The organism is Methylobacterium symbioticum, from assembly GCF_902141845.1.
GTDB lineage: Bacteria > Pseudomonadota > Alphaproteobacteria > Rhizobiales > Beijerinckiaceae > Methylobacterium > Methylobacterium symbioticum.
The window spans coordinates 13,036-35,719 of sequence record NZ_CABFPH010000056.1 but is presented as its reverse complement, the minus strand read 5'-3'; the positions used below and the strand labels follow the sequence as shown (position 1 = coordinate 35,719).

General features: G+C 70.8%; 22 protein-coding genes and 2 tRNA genes. 8 read left to right on the top strand and 16 right to left on the bottom strand.

The genetic code is table 11. The features are described from left to right. The first annotated feature begins 38 nt into the window (after positions 1 to 38). Positions 39 to 599, top strand: a complete 561-nt coding sequence (gene rsmD, locus MET9862_RS18100; protein ID WP_142584289.1) for a 16S rRNA (guanine(966)-N(2))-methyltransferase RsmD — start codon at positions 39 to 41, stop codon at positions 597 to 599. Here rsmD and MET9862_RS18095 read toward each other — a convergent pair. Then, positions 584 to 1,519 carry an alpha/beta fold hydrolase gene (locus MET9862_RS18095; protein ID WP_142584296.1) on the bottom strand — a complete coding sequence of 312 codons (936 nt, stop codon included), beginning with the start codon at positions 1,517 to 1,519 and terminating at the stop codon, positions 584 to 586. The two genes, rsmD and MET9862_RS18095, sit on opposite strands and share 16 nt — an antisense overlap. Before the next feature lie 352 nt (positions 1,520 to 1,871). Between MET9862_RS18095 and MET9862_RS18090 the strand changes: the two genes are divergently transcribed. Next, entirely contained in the window at positions 1,872 to 2,105 is a 234-nt protein-coding gene (locus MET9862_RS18090; protein WP_142584288.1) for a hypothetical protein, read from the top strand. 118 nt (positions 2,106 to 2,223) lie between these two features. On the opposite strand, the gene ureG is transcribed toward MET9862_RS18090, so the two are convergent. The 6 genes from ureG to MET9862_RS18060 are packed head-to-tail and all read right to left on the bottom strand — an operon-like array spanning position 2,224 to position 7,599. Next, positions 2,224 to 2,838: an urease accessory protein UreG gene (ureG, locus tag MET9862_RS18085; protein ID WP_142584287.1), complete on the bottom strand. Its 615-nt coding sequence runs from the start codon at positions 2,836 to 2,838 to the stop codon at positions 2,224 to 2,226. An 11-nt stretch (positions 2,839 to 2,849) separates the two neighbouring features. Next, entirely contained in the window at positions 2,850 to 4,040 is a 1,191-nt protein-coding gene (locus MET9862_RS18080) for an aminotransferase class V-fold PLP-dependent enzyme (protein WP_244612780.1), read from the bottom strand. Continuing rightward, a complete protein-coding gene (locus tag MET9862_RS18075; RefSeq protein WP_142584294.1) occupies positions 4,037 to 4,690 on the bottom strand; it encodes an urease accessory protein UreF in 654 nt (217 codons plus the stop codon). The genes MET9862_RS18080 and MET9862_RS18075 overlap by 4 nt, the downstream gene beginning before the upstream one ends. A 26-nt stretch (positions 4,691 to 4,716) precedes the next feature. After that, positions 4,717 to 5,232, bottom strand: coding sequence for an urease accessory protein UreE (locus MET9862_RS18070; protein WP_142584286.1), 516 nt, complete (start codon positions 5,230 to 5,232; stop codon positions 4,717 to 4,719). Positions 5,233 to 5,251: 19 nt separating this feature from the next. After that, positions 5,252 to 6,979: an urease subunit alpha gene (ureC, locus tag MET9862_RS18065; protein ID WP_142584285.1), complete on the bottom strand. Its 1,728-nt coding sequence runs from the start codon at positions 6,977 to 6,979 to the stop codon at positions 5,252 to 5,254. Continuing rightward, entirely contained in the window at positions 6,979 to 7,599 is a 621-nt protein-coding gene (locus MET9862_RS18060) for an urease subunit gamma (protein ID WP_142584284.1), read from the bottom strand. Before MET9862_RS18060 ends, ureC begins: the two co-directional genes overlap by 1 nt. A gap of 570 nt (positions 7,600 to 8,169) precedes the next feature. Here MET9862_RS18060 and MET9862_RS18055 point away from each other — a divergent pair. After that, on the top strand, positions 8,170 to 8,364 hold the full coding sequence (locus tag MET9862_RS18055) for a hypothetical protein (protein WP_142584283.1): 195 nt from the start codon (positions 8,170 to 8,172) through the stop codon (positions 8,362 to 8,364). 261 nt (positions 8,365 to 8,625) lie between these two features. On the opposite strand, the gene MET9862_RS18050 is transcribed toward MET9862_RS18055, so the two are convergent. From MET9862_RS18050 to rocF, 4 genes are all read right to left on the bottom strand, one after another. Further along, positions 8,626 to 8,701 (bottom strand) — tRNA-Asn (locus MET9862_RS18050). A gap of 296 nt (positions 8,702 to 8,997) precedes the next feature. Next, positions 8,998 to 9,071: transfer RNA gene (locus MET9862_RS18045), tRNA-Cys, on the bottom strand. A gap of 161 nt (positions 9,072 to 9,232) precedes the next feature. Then, positions 9,233 to 10,078 carry an urease accessory protein UreD gene (locus MET9862_RS18040; RefSeq protein ID WP_142584293.1) on the bottom strand — a complete coding sequence of 282 codons (846 nt, stop codon included), beginning with the start codon at positions 10,076 to 10,078 and terminating at the stop codon, positions 9,233 to 9,235. Between the two features lie 5 nt (positions 10,079 to 10,083). Continuing rightward, the gene (rocF, locus tag MET9862_RS18035; RefSeq protein ID WP_244612778.1) at positions 10,084 to 11,040 is read right to left on the bottom strand and encodes an arginase; all 957 of its coding nucleotides are present in this window, start codon (positions 11,038 to 11,040) and stop codon (positions 10,084 to 10,086) included. A 382-nt stretch (positions 11,041 to 11,422) separates the two neighbouring features. Here rocF and urtA point away from each other — a divergent pair, with 382 nt between their 5' ends. From urtA to urtE, 5 genes are all read left to right on the top strand, one after another. Continuing rightward, the gene (gene urtA / locus MET9862_RS18030; protein ID WP_438616627.1) at positions 11,423 to 12,712 is read left to right on the top strand and encodes an urea ABC transporter substrate-binding protein; all 1,290 of its coding nucleotides are present in this window, start codon (positions 11,423 to 11,425) and stop codon (positions 12,710 to 12,712) included. Between the two features lie 206 nt (positions 12,713 to 12,918). Next, positions 12,919 to 14,493: an urea ABC transporter permease subunit UrtB gene (urtB, locus tag MET9862_RS18025; RefSeq protein WP_142584281.1), complete on the top strand. Its 1,575-nt coding sequence runs from the start codon at positions 12,919 to 12,921 to the stop codon at positions 14,491 to 14,493. Positions 14,494 to 14,495: 2 nt separating this feature from the next. Continuing rightward, the gene (urtC, locus tag MET9862_RS18020) at positions 14,496 to 15,644 is read left to right on the top strand and encodes an urea ABC transporter permease subunit UrtC (protein WP_142584280.1); all 1,149 of its coding nucleotides are present in this window, start codon (positions 14,496 to 14,498) and stop codon (positions 15,642 to 15,644) included. Next, positions 15,644 to 16,453: an urea ABC transporter ATP-binding protein UrtD gene (urtD, locus tag MET9862_RS18015; RefSeq protein ID WP_142584279.1), complete on the top strand. Its 810-nt coding sequence runs from the start codon at positions 15,644 to 15,646 to the stop codon at positions 16,451 to 16,453. Before urtC ends, urtD begins: the two co-directional genes overlap by 1 nt. 212 nt (positions 16,454 to 16,665) lie before the next feature. Continuing rightward, positions 16,666 to 17,361: an urea ABC transporter ATP-binding subunit UrtE gene (gene urtE / locus MET9862_RS18010; protein ID WP_142584278.1), complete on the top strand. Its 696-nt coding sequence runs from the start codon at positions 16,666 to 16,668 to the stop codon at positions 17,359 to 17,361. A 93-nt stretch (positions 17,362 to 17,454) separates the two neighbouring features. On the opposite strand, the gene MET9862_RS18005 is transcribed toward urtE, so the two are convergent. The 5 genes from MET9862_RS18005 to MET9862_RS17985 all read right to left on the bottom strand — a co-directional run bounded on the left by MET9862_RS18005 (position 17,455) and on the right by MET9862_RS17985 (position 22,457). Next, complete coding sequence (locus MET9862_RS18005; protein WP_244612777.1) at positions 17,455 to 18,201, bottom strand: SGNH/GDSL hydrolase family protein; 747 nt, start codon at positions 18,199 to 18,201, stop codon at positions 17,455 to 17,457. A gap of 273 nt (positions 18,202 to 18,474) precedes the next feature. After that, positions 18,475 to 19,488 carry an ABC transporter ATP-binding protein gene (locus tag MET9862_RS18000; RefSeq protein WP_142584276.1) on the bottom strand — a complete coding sequence of 338 codons (1,014 nt, stop codon included), beginning with the start codon at positions 19,486 to 19,488 and terminating at the stop codon, positions 18,475 to 18,477. 17 nt (positions 19,489 to 19,505) lie between these two features. Further along, positions 19,506 to 20,549, bottom strand: a complete 1,044-nt coding sequence (locus MET9862_RS17995) for an ABC transporter ATP-binding protein (protein ID WP_142584291.1) — start codon at positions 20,547 to 20,549, stop codon at positions 19,506 to 19,508. 14 nt (positions 20,550 to 20,563) lie between these two features. Beyond that, the gene (locus MET9862_RS17990; protein WP_142584275.1) at positions 20,564 to 21,490 is read right to left on the bottom strand and encodes an ABC transporter permease; all 927 of its coding nucleotides are present in this window, start codon (positions 21,488 to 21,490) and stop codon (positions 20,564 to 20,566) included. 13 nt (positions 21,491 to 21,503) lie between these two features. Next, on the bottom strand, positions 21,504 to 22,457 hold the full coding sequence (locus MET9862_RS17985) for an ABC transporter permease (RefSeq protein ID WP_142584274.1): 954 nt from the start codon (positions 22,455 to 22,457) through the stop codon (positions 21,504 to 21,506). Positions 22,458 to 22,684: the final 227 nt, after the last annotated feature.

Genomic DNA, 22,684 nt, shown 5'->3' with positions numbered 1-22,684 from the left:
GGCCGGCCCGGCGGTGGCCGTCCGCCGCGCGGCACGCGATGAGGGTCGTCGGCGGCGCCTGGCGCGGCCGGCGCCTCGCCACGCCCCGCAGCGACGCGATCCGGCCGACCTCGGACCGCCTGCGCGAGACGCTGTTCAACATCTTCGCCCACGCCTACGACGACCCGGTGCCCGGCGCGCGGGTGCTCGACCTGTTCGCGGGCACCGGCGCGCTCAGCTTCGAGGCGCTCTCGCGCGGGGCGGCCTACGCGCTCCTCGTCGACGAGGGCACGGAGGCGCGGGCCGTGATCCGCGCCAATATCGAGAGCTTCGGCGCGGAGGGCACCACGCGCCTGTTCCGCCGCGACGCCACCCGTCTCGGCCCGATGGGCCCAGGCGCCCCCTACGGCCTCGTCTTCTGCGATCCGCCCTACGGCCGGAATCTCGCGGGCCCGGCCCTGGCAAGCGCCGCCGCCGGCGGCTGGCTCGCCGACGGGGCCCTGGTGATGGTGGAGGAGGTGGAGAGCGCCGCGATCGACCTGCCCGCCGGCTTCGCGGAGCTGGAGCGGCGCGGCTACGGCGAGACCGCGGTGACGCTGGCGCGCTACGCCGGCGGGTGAGGCTCGCCCCCGGCCAGGAACGCCCGCAGCGCCGCCAGCACCGCCGCCGGCTGCTCCTCGGCGAGGAAATGGCCGCCCTCGATCTCGCTGCCTGCCGCCTGCGGCGCGAAGGTGCGCCGCCAGACGGCGAGCGCCGTCTCGGACTTGCCGCGCTCGAGATAGGCCCGGCTCGACAGGACGAGAACCGGCATCGTGAGCCTCCGCCCCGCCGCGAGGTCGGCCGCATCGGCCGCGCGATCCGGCCCGTCCGGGCCGCCGGCCCGGTAATCCTCGCACAGGGCATGGATGCGCTCGGGCACGTTCCAGGCCTGCCGGTAGAGATGGAGCGCCCGCCGGTCGAAGGGCGACAGGTCGTGCGGCCCGCTCCACTGCGCGAGCAGCCCCTCGAAATAGGCGTCCGGCCCCGTGCGGATCGCGTCCTCGGGCTTCGGCGCGGCCTCCGCCAGGAAGGACCAGTGCGGGTTCATGCCGGGGCTCGCCGCGATCCGCTCCCACTGGACGAGGGTCGGCACGATGTCGAGGAGGGCGAGCTTGGCCACCCGGCCCGGCGCGTCGAGGGCGAGGCGGTAGGCGACGCGGGCGCCGCGGTCGTGCCCGGCGAGCGCGAAATGGACATGCCCGATCCGCTCCATCAGCGCCACGATCTCGCGGCCGACCGTGCGCTTGGCATAGGCCTCGTGCGGCGGCCCGTCATCGGGCGCGGCCGACCAGCCGTAGCCCTTCAGGTCGAGGCAGATCACGCGGTGGTCGCGGGCGAGGTCCGGTGCCACCCGGTGCCACATCGCGTGGCTTTGCGGGAAGCCGTGCAGCAGGAGCAGGGGTGGGGCCGCCTCCGGCCCGCCGATCCGGGCGAAGGCCTTGCCCCAGGGCGCCTCGAGCCAGCGGGCCTCGAAACCGGGAAACAGGTCGGCCGCGTCCATCTCGATCCCCCGCTGCAGGATCAGCGGCAACGCGCAGCCGGGCAGCGGGCTCCCGGACCGGCTCAACCGATCTGGCTGAGCAGCGTGAAGGCGCCGAAGGCGAGGACCGAGATCACCGCCGCAGCGAGCAGGATCAGCGCCGCGCGCGATTCCCGCATCTCCGGTGACATGATGCCTCCTGTCGCCTGACCGTGTGGTGAAGGTCGCATCCGCGCACGGATCTGTCGAGGCAGGCGTGCCGTGACGCGCGATGTGCAGAACCGCACAGAGACGGACCGGGCGCAGGATTAGCTTGGCCGGGACGGACACGGTCTCCCCGCGCCATCCCAGGACCTTCCCCAGGACCCTCCCCATGAGAACGGATATCCGCGCTCTCGCCCTCGGCCTCGCGGCCCTCCTCGCGCTGCCCGCCCTCGCGCAGGCTCGCGAGATCCGCTCAGCCAAGCCGGTGCCGAAGGCCCAGGCCCGCGCCACGCTCGCCGCCTCGGAGAGCTTCCAGGCCCGCATGAGCCGCCTCGACGCCCTGATGGGCGGCCCCGCCCGCACGGGTGCGGTGCGCGCCCGCTCCGCCAACGCCGAGCACTAGGATTCCGGGAGTCGAGAGGGGTCACCCCTCTCGCGGGTCCAGGGCAGAGCCCGGGAACTTCAGTCCAGGGCAGAGCCCTGGACCCGGCAAAGGGATGATCCCTTTGGGATCCCCTGACTCAAGCTAGGCCCCCGGCCTGCTCGATGAAGCGGGCGACCGTGTCGGCGCCCGCGCCCGCGCGGAGCGAGGCGAAGACATAGGGGCGCTCGCCGCGCATCCGCTGCGTGTCGGATTCCATCACCGCGAGATCGGCCCCCACCAGCGGCGCGAGATCGGTCTTGTTGACGATCAGCAGGTCCGAGCGGGTGATGCCGGGCCCGCCTTTCCGCGGGATCTTCTCGCCGCCCGCCACGTCGATCACGTAGAGGGTGATGTCTGCAAGCTCCGGCGAGAAGGTCGCGGCGAGGTTGTCGCCGCCGGATTCGATCAGCACCAGGTCGAGCTTCGGGAAGCGGCGGCGCATCTCGGCCACCGCGGCGAGGTTGATCGAGGCGTCCTCGCGGATCGCCGTGTGCGGGCAGCCCCCGGTCTCGACGCCCATGATGCGCTCCTCAGGGAGCGCTCCGGCCACGGTGAGGATGCGCGCATCCTCCTTCGTGTAGATGTCGTTGGTGATGGCGCAGATCTCGTAGCGGTCGCGAAAGCGCTTGCAGAGCTGCTCCATCAGCGCGGTCTTGCCGGAGCCGACCGGGCCGCCGATGCCGACACGCAAGGGTCCGTTCTGCGAGGTCATGCTGCTGTCCTTCAAGCGCGAGCCGCGATCCGCGCGAGCACCGCGAGGGCGCGCGCGATCTCGTCGGCGTCGTTGTAGTAATGGGGCGAGAGCCGCAGAAGAGGCGGCAGGCCACGCGCCGCCGCATCATCGGGCGCCGCCGCGTGCAGGGACAGGCCCGCGGCGATGCCGGCCTCGGCCAGTTGCGCCCGCACCGCCTCCGCCGGAATCCCCGCGAAGGTGAGGGTGACGAGGGCGGCCGGGTCGGGCCCGAGATCGTGCAGGGTCGCGCCGGGAATGGCGGCGATCCCCTCCCGGAGCTGGGCCGCCAGGTCCTTGCAGCGCGCCGCGATTCCATCGAGGCCGAGCGCCAGCGCGTAATCCGCGGCGACGCCCAGGCCGAGCCGAGCGGCGTGATCGTGCTCGTAGGTCTCGAAGCGGCGGGCATCGGCGCGCGGGGCATAGCCCTCCGCGGTGAGCGGCGCGCCGAAATGGTCGAGCATGACCGGCTCCAGCCGGTCGATCCAATCCCGCCGGACGTAGAGGAAGCCGGTGCCGCGGGGGCCGCGCAGGAACTTGCGGCCGGTGGCGGCGAGCAGCGTGCAGCCGATCTCCGCCACGTCGACCGGACGCTGTCCGACCATCTGGCAGGCATCGAGGAGGTAGGGGATGCCGTGGGCACGGGCGAGCCGCCCGATCTCGGCGACCGGGTTCACGAGGCCGCCATTGGAGGGGATCGCCGTCGCCGCGATCAGGCGGACATCGGGGCCGAGCCGACGCGCCAGCGCCGCACAATCGACCCGTCCGTCCGCGTCGCAGGGGATGGTCTCGACGCGCAGGCCCGTGACGCGGGCGACCTGGCGCAGGGCGACGACATTGGCGCCGAACTCCGCCCGGCTGACGAGGATGCGCTCGCGCGGCCCGAAGGTTCGGGCAAGCGCGTGGAAACCCATCAGCCAGGCTCGCGTCGCGCTCTCGGTCAGGGCGATCTCATCGGGTGCCGCGCCGATCAGCCGGGCGACGCTGCCGTGGACGGCGGCAAGGCGGTCGCCGGCACGCTCGGCCGCACCGTGGCCGCCATGGCGCGCCTCCAGGTCGAGATGGGCCTTCACGGCCTCGACCACGGGGGCCGGCATCAGCGAGGCGCCGGCATTGTTGAGGTGGATGCCGTGGGCGGTGCCCGGCGTCTCGGCCCGCAGGCGCGCGAGGTCGAGCCCGCTCACGAGCGGAAGATCCGCGAATACTGGGTCTCGTGCCGGAAGGATCCGAGATCGAGCCGGAATGTGGCCGAGCCGATGGCCTCGAGGCCGAGGGGGCCGGCCGCCTCGGCGAGGGCCGCGACGACGGGGGTGAGCCGGGCGATCACCCGCGTGCCGGCCGCCTGGCCGACCGGCGCGGCCCGGAGCGCCGCCGAGACGAGGTTCTGGACGAAGGCGAGGCCGTAGGCGGCGCGCATGGCGCCGGCCTCGACCCCGTGCGCGCCGGACGCCGCGCCGACCGCGACCGGATAGGCGACCGGGCCGGCCAGCGCGGCGGCGAGGTCGGAAAGCGCCGGGCAGGGCCAGGCCTCGGCCGTCGCATCGAGGAAGCTCGTTCCCTGCTGGCTCGTCTCCAGATGGAGTTCGCGGGAGGGGGCCAGAGCGAGCGCGAGGTCGTTGACCGCGGCGAGCGCCGGGGCATCGCCCGCCGACGCCGCCCGGTGCGCGTGGTTCGCGAGGATCAGGTCGTTGCGCAGGGAACCGCGCTCGGCCACGTCGGTGAGCCAGCCGAGCAGGCTCGCCTCGTCGCGCACGTCGCCGGCCTCCACCGCCCATTCGAGGCCGTGCGAATAGGCATAGGCCCCGACCGGATAGGTCGGCGACAGCCACGCCATCAGCCGGAGCGCGTCACGCACAGGTCTCACCCCTGCGCGTGGGCGTGGTGGTGATGTCCATGGTGATGGTCATGGTCATGATGGCCGTGGCCGTGATGATGGCCCTGGCCACCGGCATAGGCGCCGCCCTCGGGGCGGAACGGGCGCTCCACCGCCTCGGCCGTGCCGCCTAAGCCCCGCACCATCTCGGCGAGGACGTGGTCATGGGCGATGTAGACGGCGTCCGGCGCGATCTCCGCCGGAATGTGCCGGTTGCCGATATGCCAGATCAGCCGCTTGAGGGCATGGTCCGACGGCGCCCGGATCTCCAGCAGGCGCTCGGGCGCGGCCTCGACCCAGACGAGGCGCCCGTCCTGCAGCACCAGGGCGTCGCCGTCCTCCAGCACCGTGGCTTCGGGCAGGTCGAGCAGGAAGGCGAGGCCGCCCGCGCCCCGCATCGCCACGCGGCGGCGGTGCCGGTCGCCGTGGTCGAGCACGACGCGGTCGACGATCTCCGCGCCGGAGAGGGCATCGGCACGGAGGAGGCGGGTGGCGCGGATCATGGACCTCTGGAACCGGGCGTCAGAACAGGAAATAGCGCTGCGCCATCGGCAGCACCTCGGCCGGCTCGCAGACGAGCAGCTCGCCGTCGGCGCGCACGTCGTAGGTCTCGGGATCGACCTCGATCACGGGGGTGGCGTCGTTGAGCACCATGCTCGTCTTCGAGATGCCGCCGCGCACGTTCTCCACCGCGACCAGTGCCTTCTGCACCCCGAGCCGCTCCTTGAGGCCGTCCTCGACCGCCGCCTTCGAGACGAAGGTGAGAGCGGTGGCGAAGGGCATGCGGCCGAAGGCGCCGAACATCGGGCGATAATGCACCGGCTGCGGCGTCGGGATCGAGGCGTTGGGGTCGCCCATCGGCGCGGCGGCGATGGCGCCGCCCTTCAGCACGAGATCGGGCTTCACGCCGAAGAAGGCCGGGCTCCAGAGCACGAGATCGGCGAGCTTGCCGGGCTCCACCGAGCCGATATGCCGCGAGACCCCGTGCGCGATGGCCGGGTTGATCGTGTACTTCGCCACGTAGCGGCGGGCCCGCAGGTTGTCGGTGCCGGAGGCGTCGCCAGGGAGGGCGCCGCGCTGGCGCTTCATCTTGTCCGCCGTCTGCCAGGTCCGGATGATCACCTCGCCGACCCGGCCCATGGCCTGGCTGTCGGACGACATCATCGAGAGCGCGCCGATATCGTGCAGGATGTCCTCGGCCGCGATGGTCTCGCGCCGGATCCGGCTCTCGGCGAAGGCGAGGTCCTCGGGGATCGACGGGTCGAGGTGGTGGCACACCATCAGCATGTCGAGATGCTCGTCGATGGTGTTCTTCGTGTAGGGCCGCGTCGGGTTCGTCGAGGACGGGAGGACGTTCGACAGGCCCGCCACCTTGATGATGTCCGGCGCGTGTCCGCCGCCGGCCCCCTCGGTGTGGAAGGCGTGGATGGTGCGGCCCTTGAAGGCGGCGATCGTATCCTCGACGAAGCCCGACTCGTTCAAGGTGTCGGTGTGGATCATGACCTGCACGTCGTGCGCGTCGGCGACCGTGAGGCAGGTGTCGATGGCGGCGGGCGTGGTGCCCCAATCCTCGTGCAGCTTCATCGCGCAGGCGCCGGCCCGGATCATCTCGACGAGGCTCTCGGGCCGGGCGGCGTTGCCCTTGCCGGCGAAGGCGAGGTTCATCGGGAAGGCGTCGGCCGCCTCGATCATCCGGGCGATGTGCCAGGGGCCGGGCGTGCAGGTGGTGGCGAAGGTGCCGTGCGCCGGCCCGGTGCCGCCGCCGAGCATGGTGGTGACGCCGGAGCAGAGCGCCTCCTCGATCTGCTGCGGACAGATGAAGTGGATGTGGCTGTCGAAGCCGCCCGCGGTGAGGATCTTGCCCTCGCCCGCGATCACCTCGGTGCCGGGCCCGACCACGATGTCGACGCCCGGCTGCACGTCCGGGTTGCCGGCCTTGCCGAGTTTGGCGATGCGGCCGCGCACGATGCCGACATCGCATTTCACGATGCCCCAATGGTCGAGCACCACCGCGTTGGTGATGACGGTATCGACCGCGCCGTCCGCATTGGTCGCCTGGGACTGGCCCATGCCGTCGCGGATGACCTTGCCGCCGCCGAACTTCACCTCCTCGCCGTAGGTGGTGAGGTCGCGCTCCACCGTGATCTCGAGGCTGGTATCGGCGAGCCGGATGCGGTCGCCGGTCGTCGGGCCGAACATGTCGGCATAGGCCGCGCGGGGGAGGGCGGCGGGCTTGGGTGTGTTGGCCATCAGAGCTTGCCCATCACGTCGCCGCGGAAGCCGTAGACGGTGCGCGCGCCGGAGAGCGGCACCAGGGTCACCTCGCGCGTCGCGCCGGGCTCGAAGCGCACGGCGGTGCCGGGCGCGATGTCGAGGCGCTTGCCGCGGGCCTGCGCACGCTCGAACACGAGGCCCGGATTGACCTCATAGAAATGGTAGTGCGAGCCGACCTGGATCGGCCGGTCGCCGGTATTGGCCACCGTGATCACCGTGCGCTCGGCGCCTTCGTTGAACACGATCTCGCCGGGCTGCGTCGTCACCGCGCCGGGCACGTCGGCCGAGGGGTTGCCGCGGATCGGGTGGTGGACGGTGACGAGCTTGGTGCCGTCGGGGAAGGTCGCCTCGACCTGGATGTCGTGGATCATCTCGGCGACGCCCTCCATCACCTGGGAGGCGTCGAGCACGGTGGCGCCGGCCTGCATCAGCTCGGCCACCGAGCGCCCGTCGCGCGCGCCCTCCACCACGAAGTCGGTGATCAGCGCCACCGCTTCCGGGTGGTTGAGCTTCACACCGCGGCCGAGCCGGTTGCGCGCCACCTGCGCCGCCATGGCGACGAGGAGCTTGTCCTTCTCGCGTGGGGTGAGGAGCACGGGGGAGACCTCGCATCTGGCCGGACGGCGACGGGCCGGAGCAAGGATCATGCACGCGCGCCGGTCAAGCCCGATCCCCAGTTCCAGACGCACCCTCGACGCGAGAGGAGACGCGGGTGGGCGGCCGACCACGCTTCCGTCAGGGGCCTGAGCCTATCCGCAGGGGCTGAGGCAGCCCTGCGACGCGAGCGACGGGCCGCGGGCATCGCTCAGGCGGCGCGGGGCGGTGTCGACAGGGCGGCGATACAGGCAAGACGCCCGTCCTCGGCGTCGAGCCCACCGAACGCCGCGCAGCACGGTGGATCAGGGGGGCGGCCAGTGCCGGGAGGCCGAGGGTCGGCGGGGCCTCCACCGATCACCGGATCGGGGTCCGGCGAGACCCGAGGCGCCTCATGCGGACCGCCGAACGCCCCACGGGCCGGCCCGACACAATGGCCATGCAGGCCGCGCCAGGACGCCAAGACGTCCCCGGCGTGATCGGCGTCGGTCCGGGTGAGCCAGTTTTATCTGTGAACCGTTCGTCGGAGCTGATCGTTACTGGGCCCGACGACCACGTGGGTGGGGTTCAGCGTGACGCCTCTGATCGGTCTTACCGTTGCCGAAACACGCCTGCTGCGGCGTCTCGCTGGCAAGTCACAAAAGGTTTTCGGAGCCTGCGAGGCCCATGGCCTGATGCGCCGCGGGCTCGCCATGCTCGACACCGCGAAGCAGACCCTGATCATCACCGAACAAGGCGAGCGGCTCTATCACAATGCGCGCCAATGACGCCGCGCATCCTCGACATCGATCGGACGGGACGGATGCGCGGACGATCCGGACGAAGGCCGATTGGCTCGACGGCTCGCACCCGGCAAAGCGGCGCGGACTCGCCGCTCATCCGCCGACGGCGGCCAGGACCGATGATGGCCGGACAAATAATCGGGACGTCTTGAGAACTCCGGGGACCATCAAGACACCGGACAGCCGCGCAGTGAAGACGCGGAATCGGCGTATTGCCGAGATCAACCGGGCGATGCGGGAGCTTGGTGGCTCCCCGAGCAGGACTCGAACCTGCGACAAGGCGATTAACAGTCGCCTGCTCTACCAACTGAGCTATCGGGGATCGCGAGGGGGTGTCTACACAGGGTCGGAGCGGCTGGCAAGCACCAAATCGCAGTGTCGCGGCACTTCGTTGCGGGGGGCGTGGCCCGCGCGCCACAGCCGCTTCCGGCAGCCCTACCGCCGAGGCCCGCATCGCGCGGAGGACCCGGGTCGAGCGGCCGACGCAGGGGAGGGCGCTCCCGCGGCGCATGTCCGCAGAGGGCGCCATTCGGATGCAACGATGTCGGATGCGCGTGCGGACCGGCCATCGCGCGACGCGGCGGGCTGGGTGCAGGGTCCGAAGCGATAAGGGAAGTTTGGAGGCCTCGCCCGGAATCGAACCGGGGTGCAAGGATTTGCAGTCCTCTGCGTAACCACTCCGCCACGAGGCCTCTCGCGCGACCGGCCCGAGGGGCATCGCGCCCCCGGACCAGGCGGCCGGCACCGGGGTTGCGCGTCTCTAGCAGAGGTCGCGGGCAAAGGGCAACGGTCCCGTGGCGGTTCTTTGCCGGCCTCGGGACTTGGTGGCCGCACCGTCCCCGAAGGCCGATCTTCAGCTCTGCCAGACCCGGGGTAGGGGCAGGCCGCGCCAGGCTTCGAGGAAACGGGCGGCGCTGGTGCGCAAGGGGGCGATGGACGGGGCGAGCCAGCGCAGGGCGAGATGGCCGTTCCAGGCGCTCGCGCCAGCCTCCACCCCCTCGATGCGGGCAGCTTCGAGGGTGGCGCGCGCGCGCTCCAGGCCGGCTTCCGCGCCCGGAGACAGGTCGAGCAGGGTGGCGCAGGCGCCCGCGCCGCCCCCGATCGCCGGACGAGCGAGGAGATCGCCGAGCGCGCCCTCGAGACGCAGGGTGTCGGCATAGACGAGGCGGCCGGCGCGACGCACCCGCCAGACATCCTCGAACAGGCCCGCGCGCAGCACCTCGCCGCGGGCGGCCCGGCCGAAGGCCACCGCCTCGAAGACCAGGAGCTGGGCATCCGCGGCGAGATCGGCCGCGAAGCTGCGGCGCACCCGTGCCCGATCGAACAGGATCGTCTCCTGCGGCAGCCAGGCCAGCCGCGCGCCAGCCTCCACCACGACCCGATTGGCGAGCCGGCTCACCGGCCCGTCCGAGCGGTAGAGCTTCTCCGCAGCCGTACTGGTGAAGGCGAGGCGCGCGCCCGGCTCCAGCGTGAGGTCCACGGTGAAATCGTCGCCGCAGGCGCCCCCGCCGGCCGTGTTCACCAGAACCGCCTCCGTCTCGACCGCACCGGGCGCGCGGTTGGGGAAGCGCAGGCGCAAGGGGCCCGCCTCGGCGAGGTCGACGATCCGGGCCGGGCCGGGGCTTCCGCCGGGGGCGGCCACGCGCAGCGCGACGCGGCCGACCGAGCGCTGACGCGCCGGGGCGAGGGGGCCGGGCAGCGCGGTCACGCGCGGTCGGATCCGCTCGGGACCGCGGCGGCGGGGGCCGGCCTGTCGAGGATGCGCCGGCCGAACAGGCTCGCCACCAGCTCGACCAGGACGCGGGCGCTGCGCCCGCGCTCGTCGAGGAAGGGGTTGAGCTCGACCACGTCGAGGGAGCGTACGAGGCCGGAATCGTGCAGCATCTCCATGATGAGATGCGCCTCGCGGAAGGTGGCACCGCCGGGCACGGTGGTGCCGACGCCGGGCGCGATCCCCGGATCGAGGAAGTCCACGTCGAAGCTCACATGCAGGTGCCCGTCCGTGGCGGCGACCCGCTCCAGGATGCGCCGCAGCGGCGCGACCACGCCGAACTCGTCGATCTCGCGCATGTCGGTGACGCCGACCCGGCGGGCGCCGACCAGGGCGCGCTCGCCCGCATCGATCGAGCGCAGGCCGAACAGATGGATCTGCGCCGGATCGAGGGGCACGCGGCCGGGATCGGGGAAGAGGTCGGCGAAGCCCGGCTCGCCGCAGAGCGCGGCCAGCGGCATGCCGTGGAGGTTGCCCGAGGGCGAGGTCTCCGGCGTGTTGAAATCCGCATGCGCGTCGAGCCAGAGCACGAAGAGCCGCCGGCCGGACACCGCGCAGTGGCGCATCGCTCCCTCGACGGTGCCCAGCGACAGGCTGTGGTCGCCCCCTGCCACGAGGGGGAGGTGGCCATCGCCCAAGGCCGCCTCGACCTGCCGGGCAAGGGCGCGCGTCCAGGCGGCGACCGCGGGCAGGCCGCGGCCCTCGGCGGGCCCGTCCGGGACCGCGTCGCCCAGATCCTCGACGGCGTGGCCGAGGTCGCGCAGCACCCGGACCAAGCCCGCGGTGCGCAGGGCCGCCGGGCCCATCACCGCGCCGAGCTCGCTGGTCCCGACCTCGATCGGCGCGCCGATCACGGCGATCCGATGGGTGCGCAATCCGACAGGTTCCAAGTCGCGGCTCCCCTCGGGATGGGCCAGCCGGTGACGGCCCACCCCGAAGCGGGCCTGTAGCAGAGGAGCGGCCCGAAGGCGACGCGCGGCGGCCGATGCGCCGGGCTTAAGGCATGCCCGAGCCCGCCGACCTGCCCACAAAGCCGCCGCTCCGGCTCGGCTGCCGGGTCGCCCCGCGGACCGGTCGCGCACGAATTGCGGTCAACCTGCCTTCTGTCGAGCTTATCCGGAAGGCCAATGCGCATAAATTAGGCATATCATGTCAAGCTTTCGCACCACCTTTGGGCAGTGCCGCCGATTCAGCCAGAGATGGCGCCGAAAGACGCTGGCACGTCGATTGCCTGGGGTCGGCCGTCGCGAAAAGCGGCCGGGGAACGGCATGATGACGAATCTGAAGACGTGGGTTTCGGCCGCGGCGCTCGCCGGCGGTCTGGCGCTGGCCTCCTTGAGCGCGGGCGCGGCACGGGCACAGGAGACCATCAAGGTCGGGATCCTGCACTCGCTGTCGGGGACGATGGCGATCTCCGAGACGACGCTCAAGGACGCGATGCTGATGCTCATCGCGGAGCAGAACAAGAAGGGCGGTCTGCTCGGCAAGAAGCTGGAGCCGGTGGTGGTCGATCCGGCCTCCAACTGGCCGCTCTTCGCCGAGAAGGCACGCGAGCTGATCGCCAAGGACAAGGTCTCGGCCGTGTTCGGCTGCTGGACCAGCGTGTCGCGCAAGTCCGTCCTGCCGGTCTTCAAGGAGCTGAACTCGATCCTGTTCTACCCCGTCCAGTACGAGGGCGAGGAGAGCGAGCGCAACGTGTTCTACACCGGCGCCGCCCCGAACCAGCAGGCCATTCCCGCCGTCGACTACCTGATGAAGGAGGAGAAGGTCGAGCGCTGGGTGCTGGAGGGCACGGACTACGTCTATCCGCGCACCACCAACAAGATCCTCGAAGCCTATCTCAAGGCCAAGGGCGTGAAGCCCGAGGACATCTCGATCAACTACACGCCGTTCGGCCAGTCGGACTGGCAGACGCGCGTCGCCGCGATCAAGAGCTTCGGCTCGGCCGGCAAGAAGACCGCCGTGGTCTCGACCATCAACGGCGACGCCAACGTGCCCTTCTACAAGGAGCTCGCCAACCAGGGTATCAAGGCCACCGACATCCCGGTCGTGGCCTTCTCCGTGGGCGAGGAGGAGCTTGCCGGCATCGACACCAAGCCGCTCGTCGGCCACCTCGCGGCGTGGAACTACTTCGAGTCGATCGACACGCCCGAGAACAAGGCCTTCATCGCGCAGTGGCAGGCCTACAAGAAGAACCCCAAGGCCGTCACCAACGACCCGATGGAGGCGCACTATATCGGCTTCAACATGTGGGTGAAGGCGGTCGAGAAGGCCGGCAGCACCGATCCGGACAAGGTCATCGCCGCGCTGCCGGGCACCGAGCAGAAGAACCTCACCGGCGGCACCTCTCAGATGCTCCCGAACCACCACATCACGAAGCCGGTCTTCATCGGCGAGATCAAGGATGACGGCCAGTTCGACGTCGTGAACAAGACCGAGGGCCTGATCCCCGGCGAGGCGTGGTCGAAGCAGCTCGACGGCTCGAAGGACCTCGAGGCCGACTGGGTGAAGCTCAACTGCGGCAACTACAACACCAAGACCAAGAAGTGCGGCGGCGCCTGAGGCCCGCCCGGCGCCTCGGTGTCTCTCACGAACCTCCCGCCGGGCCGTTCGCGGCCGGAGGGAGGGCTCCCCCTGGGCGGGAGGTTGGTGAGGTGGCACGTCGCGCCGACCCGTAGCCGGACCCGGGCTCGCCGAGCCCGGGGTTCCGTCGCGCCGCACGGGCGTCTCCGACCCAGCCCGTGCGGGCTCGCAAGACCGGGTACCTCATGATCCGCCTCCTCGCCCTTCTTCTCCTGCTCGGCCTCGCCGGCCCGGCCCTCGCGCAGACCGATCCCTATGCGCGGCTCGCGAGCGACAGCTACGGCGACATCGAGGCCGGCATCGCGGGCCTCGCCGCCAGCGGCGACCCGCGCGCGGGCGCCGTGCTGACCGCGCTCGCCGACGGGCGCCTGCTCTACCGTCCCGCCGACAAGGCCCTGTTCGTGAAGCAGGGCAGCGACCTCATCGACGCCCGCACCGGCGCGGCGGCGCAAGCCGACGGGCTGAAGCCGGTCCGCGCCAACAACAAGATCCGCCGCGCGCTCGATGCGGCGCAGGGTCAGCTCAACCTCGTGAGCCCCGATCCGGCCAAGCGCCGCGAGGCCGCGGAGGCGGTGTTCAAGGCGCGCGACACGAGCGCCCTGCCGGCCGTCGAGACTGCCCTTGCCAAGGAGGGCGACCGGGGCATCAAGCGCCTGTTCGAGCAGGCCCGCGCCGCGCTGCTGCTCGCCAAGCCCGGCACGCCGGAAGCGGACCGGCTGGCGGCATTGCCGATCCTCCAGGCCCGCGGCGACGGCGATTCCATCGCCATCCTGCGCGGCCTCGCGGCGAGCGATCCGAGCGAGACCGTGAAGGCGGCGGCCAGCCGCGGCATCCAGGCGATCGAGACCCGCCTCGCGGTGGCCGCCGCCGCCCAGAACGTCTGGTACGGCATCTCGCTGGGCTCGGTGCTGCTGCTCGCCGCGATCGGGCTCGCCATCACCTTCGGCGTGATGGGCATCATCAACATGGCCCATGGCGAGATGGTGATGCTCGGGGCCTACACCACCTTCCTCGTGCAGGACGCGATCCGCGCACACGCGCCCGGCCTGTTCGACTGGTCGCTCGCCATCAGCATCCCCTGCGCCTTCCTGGTGGCGGGCGCGGTCGGCGTCGCGATCGAGCGTGGCATCATCCGCTTCCTCTACGGTCGGCCGCTCGAGACCCTGCTCGCCACCTTCGGCGTCAGCCTCGTGCTGCAGCAGAGCGTGCGCTCGATCTTCGGGCCGACCAACCGCGAGGTCGGCTCGCCGGGCTTCATGTCGGGCGCCTTCGACCTGTTCGGGCTTTCCATCACCTGGGGCCGGATGTGGATCGTGCTGTTCTCGTTCAGCGTCTTCCTCGGCCTGCTCTTCGTCCTCAGAAAGACCTCCTTCGGCCTGAAGACCCGGGCAGTGACGCAGAACCGGCGCATGGCCGCGGCCATGGGCATCCGCACGCCCTGGGTCGATGCCATGACCTTCGGCCTCGGCTCCGGCATCGCGGGCATCGCGGGCGTCGCGCTCTCGCAGATCGACAACGTCTCGCCCAATCTCGGCCAGGGCTACATCATCGACTCGTTCCTGGTCGTGGTCTTCGGCGGCGTCGGCAACCTCTGGGGCACGCTCGTCGCGGCCCTGACGCTCGGCGTGGCGAACAAGCTGTTCGAGCCGTATTTCGGGGCCGTGCTCGCCAAGATCGCGCTGCTGATCTTCATCATCCTGTTCATCCAGAAGCGCCCGCGCGGTCTGTTCGCGCTCAAGGGCCGGGCGGTGGAATCGTGAGCATGACCCGCACCCGCCTGATCGACCCGAAGGGCTGGATCTTCCTGGCGGCGCTCGCCGCCTTCTGCGCAATCGTTCCGCTCCTGAACCTCGTCATCCCCGAGGGCTCGGGCCTGCACCTCCCGACCTATCTCGTCTCGCTGTTCGGCAAGTATCTCGCCTTCGCGCTGCTGGCGCTCAGCCTCGATCTCGTCTGGGGCTATTGCGGCATCCTCTCGCTCGGCCACGGCGCCTTCTTCGGGCTCGGCGGCTACGCGATGGGCATGTACCTGATGCGCCAGATCGGACCGCGCGGCGTCTACGGCAATCCGGTCCTGCCCGACTTCATGGTGTTCCTGAACTACAAGGAATTGCCCTGGTACTGGCTCGGCTTCGACCACTTCGCCTTCGCCGCGCTGATGGTGCTGGCGGTGCCGGGGCTGCTCGCCTTCGTGTTCGGCTGGCTCGCCTTCCGCTCGCGGGTAACGGGCGTCTATCTGTCGATCATCACCCAGGCGATGACCTTCGCGCTGATGCTGGCCTTCTTCCGCAACGACATGGGTCTCGGCGGCAATAACGGGCTGACCGACTTCAAGGACATCCTCGGCTTCCCCGTCCAGGCGCAGGGCACGCGCGTGGCGCTGTTCGTGGCGACCGGGATCGCTCTGGCGCTCGGCTATCTGGTCGCCCGCTTCATGACGGTCTCGGCCTACGGCAAGATCCTGATCGCGGTGCGCGACGCGGAATCGCGCACGCGCTTCCTCGGCTACCGGCCGGAGCACTACAAGACGCTCGCCTTCACGGTCTCGGCCATGATGGCGGGCGTGGCCGGCGCGCTCTACGTGCCGCAGGTCGGCATCATCAATCCAGGTGAGTTCGCCCCCACCAACTCCATCGAGGCGGTGATCTGGGTCGCGGTCGGCGGGCGCGGCACGCTGGTCGGCGCGGCGCTCGGCGCCGTGATCGTCAACTACGCCAAGACGGTGCTGACCGGCGCGATGCCGGATGCCTGGCTCTTCGCGCTGGGTGCCCTGTTCGTGGTGGTGACGCTGTTCATGCCCAAGGGCATCGTCGGCAGCCTGATCGAGCGATTCGGCAGCCGCCGCGCGCGGGCCAAGCTGCCGCCTGAGCCCGAGATCGCCCCGAAGCTCGCCGAGGAAGGACAGGGCTGATGAGCGGCACCGATCTCCTCGAGCCGGTCCGGCACGACGCCTCGGTCGGCCCCGCCACCAAGAAGCGGGTCACCGACGCGCTGCTCTATCTCGACGACCTCAAGGTCACCTTCGACGGCTACCGGGCCCTACGCGGCCTCTCGCTCACCCTCGACCGGGGCGAGATGCGGGCGATCATCGGCCCGAACGGGGCCGGCAAGACCACGATGATGGACTGCATCACCGGCAAGACCCGGCCCGATACCGGGACCGCGCTCTTCGACGGCACCTTCGACCTGACCAAGCTCGACGAGCCGGCCATCGCCGACCTCGGCATCGGCCGCAAGTTCCAGAAACCGACCGTGTTCGAGAGCCACACGGTGGCCGACAACATCCTGCTGGCGCTGAAGGGCCCGCGCTCGGGCGTCGCCTCCCTGTTCGGCTGGCGCAACCGCGTCGAGGCCGAGCGCATCGACGCGCTGCTCACCAAGGTCGGGCTGATCGCCCATCGCGGGCGCCCCGCGGCCGACCTCTCGCACGGCCAGAAGCAGTGGCTGGAGATCGGCATGCTGCTGGCGCAGGACCCGAAGCTCCTGCTGGTCGACGAGCCGGTGGCCGGCATGACCGATGCCGAGACCGCCGAGACGGCGACGCTGCTGCGCGAGATCGCCCGCGACCACGCGGTGATCGTGGTGGAGCACGACATGCATTTCGTGCGCGCGCTTCAGTGCCGCGTCACCTGCCTGCACGAGGGCGCGGTGCTGGCGGAGGGCTCGATCGACGCGGTCTCCGCCGACCCGAAGGTGGTCGAAGTGTATCTCGGGCGGTGAGACGCGTGCGGTCCGCCTCGCAAGTCATGGTTTCGAAAGGTCGGGACCTTTCGCGGGTGCAGGCACGGGTCCAGATCTCGGCCCTGCAATCGAAGCCCTCGTCCCGGCCTTGCCGGGTCGTGGGCTTCGAACCCGGGGCTGCGCGCCCCGGGACCCCGCCAAAGGGCCTGGAGGCCCTTTGGGATCCCCATATCTCATAGAGGCGCTGAGCGATGCTGACGGTCGACTCCATCGATCTCTACTACGGCGCCGCGAAGGCGTTGCGCGGCGTCTCGCTCACCGCGGAGCCGGGCCAGGTCACCGCCGTGCTCGGCCGCAACGGCGTCGGCAAGACCTCGCTGATGCGCGCCATCGTCGGGCAGCAGCCGATCGCCAAGGGCTCGATCCGCCTCGGCGATACCCTGCTCTCGGGGCTCGCGCCCTACGACAGGGCGCGGGCGGGCGTCGCCTTCGTGCCGCAGGGCCGCGAGATCTTCCCGCTCCTCACCGTGAAGGAGAATCTCGAGACCGGCTTCGCACCGTGCAAGCGGAAGGACCGTTACGTCCCGGCCGAGATCTACGACCTGTTCCCCGTCCTGAAGGACATGCTGCACCGGCGCGGCGGCGACCTCTCGGGCGGCCAGCAGCAGCAGCTCGCCATCGCCCGCGCCCTGGTGACACGGCCGCGGCTCCTCGTGCTCGACGAGCCGACGGAAGGCATCCAGCCCTCGATCATCAAGGATATCGGCCGGGCCATCACCTATCTGCGCGGCAAGGGCGAGATGGCGATCGTGCTGGTGGAGCAGTATTTCGAATGGGCCCGCGACCTCTGCGACACCTACGCGGTGATGGACCGGGGGCAAGTGGTCGATGCGGGACCGCGCGGCAGCATGAACGAGGCCGAGGTGCTGCGCTGGCTCTCGGTCTAGGTTCGGGTTTCGAAAGGGATCATCCCTTTCGTGGGTCCAGGGCAGAGCCCTGGAAACCCTGTCAGGGCTTCGCCCCGACACCCCATCCCGGGCTTACTCCGCGACGGCCTCGGCGACCTGGGCGCGGCCGGAATCTTCGGTGATCGCCCGGGCCGCGGCCTCGGCGAGGAGGGCGTAGCCGCCATCGGCCATGTGGAGGCCGTCCGAGGCGAAGAGCTGCTTGCGGGTCAGCTTCCCCTCGCGGATCCAGGTCTGCATCAGGTCGGACCGGCGGATCACCGGCACGCCGAGCTCGTCACCGATCTCGCGCACCGCGTCGCGGAAGCGGGCGGAGCCGGGCGTGGCGTCCAGGGTCGGGCACCATTGCGGCTCCATCAGCACCACGTCGATGCCGGCCTCCTGCATCCGCTTGATGGCGCCCACCGTCGCCTCGCGGAAATGCTCCACCGAGACGCCGCGCAGCGGGTCGTTGCTGCCGGTCTGCCAGATCACGAGCTGCGGCTCGGCCTGGATCACGTCGCGGTCGAGGCGGCGCAGCATGTCGTCCGTGTGCTCGCCGCCGATACCGCGGTTGAGCACCGTGACGCCGCCGAGCTGCGGATAGGTCTTGCGCAACGCCGCCTCGAGCAGGGCCGGATAGGCCTTGGACGGGCTGCTGGCGCCGATGCCCTCGGTCGAGGAGGAGCCGAAGGCCACGATCCGCAGCGGGGCGCCGATCGCGATCTGGCGGGCGACGTGCGGCAGGTCCGCCTCCGTGCCCGAATCGATCCCGAGGAGGGTGAGGTCGAGCGAGGCCGGCAGGAGATCGGCGGTGGCCAGCACCGCCGTCGGTAGCAGCATGAGCCCGGTGATCACCCCGGCAGTGCGCGCGAGGCTGCGGACGGACTTCGTGGCGGAACGGAGAGCGGTGGCGATCACGGACGGGACCATCGACCTAGCGTCTGGAGCTGATACAGAATGCTCCGCCAGCCCGAAAGGTCGGGTTCCGCCGAGCACTTAAATCCCGGCTGAATTCGTAACGCAAAATTAAGGCAGAAACAGAGCACCTCGGCCGCAACCGTCCACGCCATTCCCATGAAGGCGGCCGGCGTCACGGCCGCCCCACGCCGAGGCTCAGGCCGGCACGGCCTCGTGGGCGGCTTCCCCCGCACGGAAGGCCGCCGCGGCCTCCTCCGTGCGCCAGCAGGCGACCCGGTGCCCGGGCGCGATCTCGGCCACCGGCGGCATCTCCTGGCGGCACCTCTCCGCGGCGAGGAAGCAGCGCGGGGCGAAGGGGCAGCCGGGCGGCCGGTTCGAGAGGTCCGGCGGGCTCCCCGGGATGGTCTGCAGGCGGGCGCCCTTGTCCATCGCCCCCTCGGCGCGGCTGCGCAGCAGGCCGATCGTGTAGGGATGGTGCGGATCGCGCACGATCTGATGCGCGCTGCCGGTCTCCACCACATGGCCGGCATACATCACGCTGATTCGGTCGGCGACCTCGACGGCGGCGCCGAGATCGTGGGTCACCAGGATGATCGACAGGCCGAGATCGCGCTGCAACTCGCGCAGCAGCAGCAGGATCTGGATCTGCACCGTGGCGTCGAGGGCCGTGGTCGGCTCGTCGGCCAGCAGCACCTGCGGCCGGCAGGCCAGCGCCAGGGCGATCATCGCGCGCTGGCGCATGCCGCCCGACATCTCGTGCGGGTAATTGTCGAGGCGCCGCTCCGGACTCGGGATGCGGACCCGCTCGAACAGGGCCAGCGCCCGCTTGCGGGCCTCGGCCTTCGAGACCTTCTCGTGGCGCAGGATCGCCTCGGTGATCTGCTGGCCCACCGTGTAGACGGGGTCGAAGGCAAGCAGGGGCTCCTGGAAGATCATCGACACGGTGCGCCCGCGGAAATCGGCGAGCTCGCGCTTGGACAGGGCGAGCACGTCGCGGCCGGCGACCTTGAGCGTACCGGTGATCCGGCTGCGCCCCTCCGGGAACAGGCGCAGGATGGCGCGGAGCGTCACGCTCTTGCCGGAGCCCGATTCACCGATGAGCGCCATGGCCTGGCCGCGCTCGAGGGTGAGGTCGACGCCGTCGACCACACGGATCTTGCCGAAGCCGACCTTCAGGTCGCCGAGTTCGACGGCGGGTGTCTCAGACATGGATGATCCTCTCCCGCTCAGGCCGCCGCCAGCGCCGCCGGCGCGTCCGGATGACCGGAGCCGGGCTGGCGCGCGAGGCAGGCGGCGCGGTGGGCCGGCGCGACTGGGTCGAGGGGCGGCTCGATGCTGGAGCAGACCGGCGCGACGAGCTTGCAGCGCGGGTTGAAGCGGCAGCCCGGCGGCGGATCGATCGGGTTCGGCGGGTCGCCCGCGAGCAGCGCCACCTGGGTGCGGTTGTCCGGATCGAGGGAGGGCATCGAGTGCAGCAGCGCGCCCGTATAGGGGTGCGCGGGCTCGGCCAGCACCGCGTCCGAGGGGCCGATCTCGCTGACCCGGCCGAGATACATCACCATCACTCGATCGGAGATGAAGCGCACCACGTTGAGGTCGTGGCTGATGAAGATGTAGGTCAGGCCGAACTCGGCCTTCAGATCGAGGAGCAGGTTCAGCACCTGCGCCTCCACCGACTTGTCGAGGGCGGAGACCGCCTCGTCGAGCAGCACGAGGCGCGGCTCGAGGGCCAGTGCCCGGGCGATGTTCACGCGCTGGCGCTGGCCGCCGGACAATTCATGCGGATAGCGGCCGGCGAACCGCTTCGGCTCCAGCCCGACGCGCGCCAGCAGGCCGCGGGCGCGCTCCACCGCCTGCCGGCCCGGCACCCCGTTCACCTTCGGGCCGAAGGCGATCGAGGCCTCCACCGTCATGCGCGGGTTGAGCGAGGCGTAAGAGTCCTGGAACACCATCTGGACCTGGCGGCGATAGGCCCGCCAGGGCAGGGCCCGCCCGCCCACCGGCTCGCCGTCGAACAGCATCTCGCCGGAATCGCGCTCGATCAGGCCCATCAGGAGCTTGGCCGTCGTCGACTTGCCGCAGCCGGATTCGCCGACGATGCCGAGCGTCTCACCCTTCAGCGTCTCGAAGTCGACGCCGTCCACGGCGCGGACGACCTGCTTCTGGCCGCCGAGCCCCTTGCGGACGGGGAAATGCTTGATCAGTCCCGAGACCGAGAGCAGGGGCTGGGCCGGGCCGCCGCGGTCGCGCGGATCGAGGTCGGTCTGGATCAGGGGCGAGACGCTCACTGGCGGATCTCCATGGCCGTCCGCAGGCCGTCCGAGAACAGGTTGAACGAGATCGAGACGATGAAGATGGCGAGCCCCGGCAAAGCGGCGACCATCGGGTTCACGTAGATCGCGGTGCGCAGGGTGTTCAGCATCAGGCCCCATTCGGGCTCGGGCGGGCGCACGCCGAGGCCGAGGAAGGAGAGGCCCGAGGCCAGGATCATCGAGACGCTGATCAGCGAGGTCGCGTAGACGAAGATCGGCCCGACCACGTTGCCGAGCACCTGCACCCGCATGATCGTCAGCGCCGAGGCACCGGAGAGCTTGGCCGCGTCGATATAGTCGCGGCGGCGGATGCCGGTGGTGACGCTCTCGGCGACGCGCGCGATCTGGGGCACGAACACGCAGGTCAGCGAGACGATGGCGTTGAAGATGCCGGCGCCGAGCGCGCCCGACAGCGCGATCGCCAGCAGCACCGAGGGGAAGGCGAAGAACACATCGATGGTGCGCATCAGGATCGTGTTCGTCCAGCCGCCGACATAGCCGGCCAGGATGCCGATGGCCGAGCCGATGGCGAAGGCGATCAGCACCGGCGTGACGCCCATGAACAGCGACAGGCGAGCGCCGACCATGAGCCGGCTCAGCATGTCGCGGCCGAGTTCGTCCGAGCCGAGCCAGTAGGTGGCGTCGCCGATGGGGCGCAGGCGGCGCAGCATCGAGCCCTTGTAGGGGTCCATCGGCGTGATCCAGGGCGACAGGATCGCGACCGCGATGATGAGCAGGATCACGGCGCCCGCCGCCATGGCGACGGGATCGCGGACCAGCCGGTGGCCGACATGGCCCCAGAAGCCGCGGGAGGGGATGAAGGCCTCGGCCTCCGCGGGCGGGGCGGTGGTGACTGCGCCGTCGAGGGCGACGGAGGCGGCGGTGACGGGGGCTGTCATGGCACTCTCCGGCTCAGGCCCGCTCGATGCGCGGATCGAGGGCGGTCTGCATCACGTCGACGATGAGGTTGAGCAGGACGAAGAACATCGCGAGCACCAGGATGGAGCCCTGGAGCAGCGGCAGGTCGCGCTGGAAGATCGCGGCGTTGAGAAGGAAGCCGGTGCCGGGCCAGGCGAACACGGTCTCGATCAGGATCGAGCCGCCGAGCAGGTAGCCGAGCTGCAGGCCCATGATGGCGAGGGCGGTCGGCGCGGCGTTGCGCACCACGTGCTTGAACACGCCCCACTCGTCCATTCCCTTGGCGCGCAGCGCCTCCACGAAGTCCTGGGCCAGGATGTCGGCCACGAGCGCGCGCACGGTGCGGGCGATGATGCCGGTGGGGATCACCGACATCGTGACCGCCGGCAGGATGATGTAGCGCAGGTGTTCGAAATCGGGCCGCCAGTTGCCGGAGCCGTCGGGCCCCGCGCCGGTCGGCGGCAGCCAGCCGAGCGTCGCGGAGAAGATGATCACGAGGACCATGCCGAGCCAGTAATGCGGCACGCTCACGCCGAAGACGGAAAGGGCCGAGGCGGCCCGGTCGAGGACCGAGTTGCGGCGGTAGCCGGCCACGAAGCCGAACAGCGTGCCGAAGGTGAAGCCGATCAGCGTCGCCACCGAGGCGAGGATCAGGCTGTTCACGACGGCGCGGGAGACCTCGCCGAGCACGGGCCGCCCGGTGGCGATGGAGGTGCCGAGATCGCCCTGGAGCACGTGCCAGAGCCAGATCGCGTACTGGACCGGGAGCGGCTTGTCGAAGCCGTAGGCGGAGCGCATCTCGTCGATGGTCGCCTGGGTGGCGTCGGCCGGCAGCACGGCGCTCAGCGGATCGCCCGGCGCGAGATGGACGAGCAGGAAGCAGACCACGCTGACGCCGAAGGCGACGGGCGTGACGTAGATCAGGCGTTTCAGGATGTAGAGCAGCATCGGCTGTCCGGCTCTGTCTGTTTTAACGGTACGCGTCCGGTCACGCCCCAAATGCAGGGGAGGGCGCGGGTCCCCTCTCCCGTTCGGGAGAGGGACAGGGTGAGGGTCGAGAACTGTCAGGATGGCGCTCCGCGAGAACCGCAGCGCCGTCTCGACCTCTCCGGAGGCTTCTCAACCCTCACCCCAACCCTCTCCCGAACGGGAGAGGGGGTCTGTCGCGGTTCCGG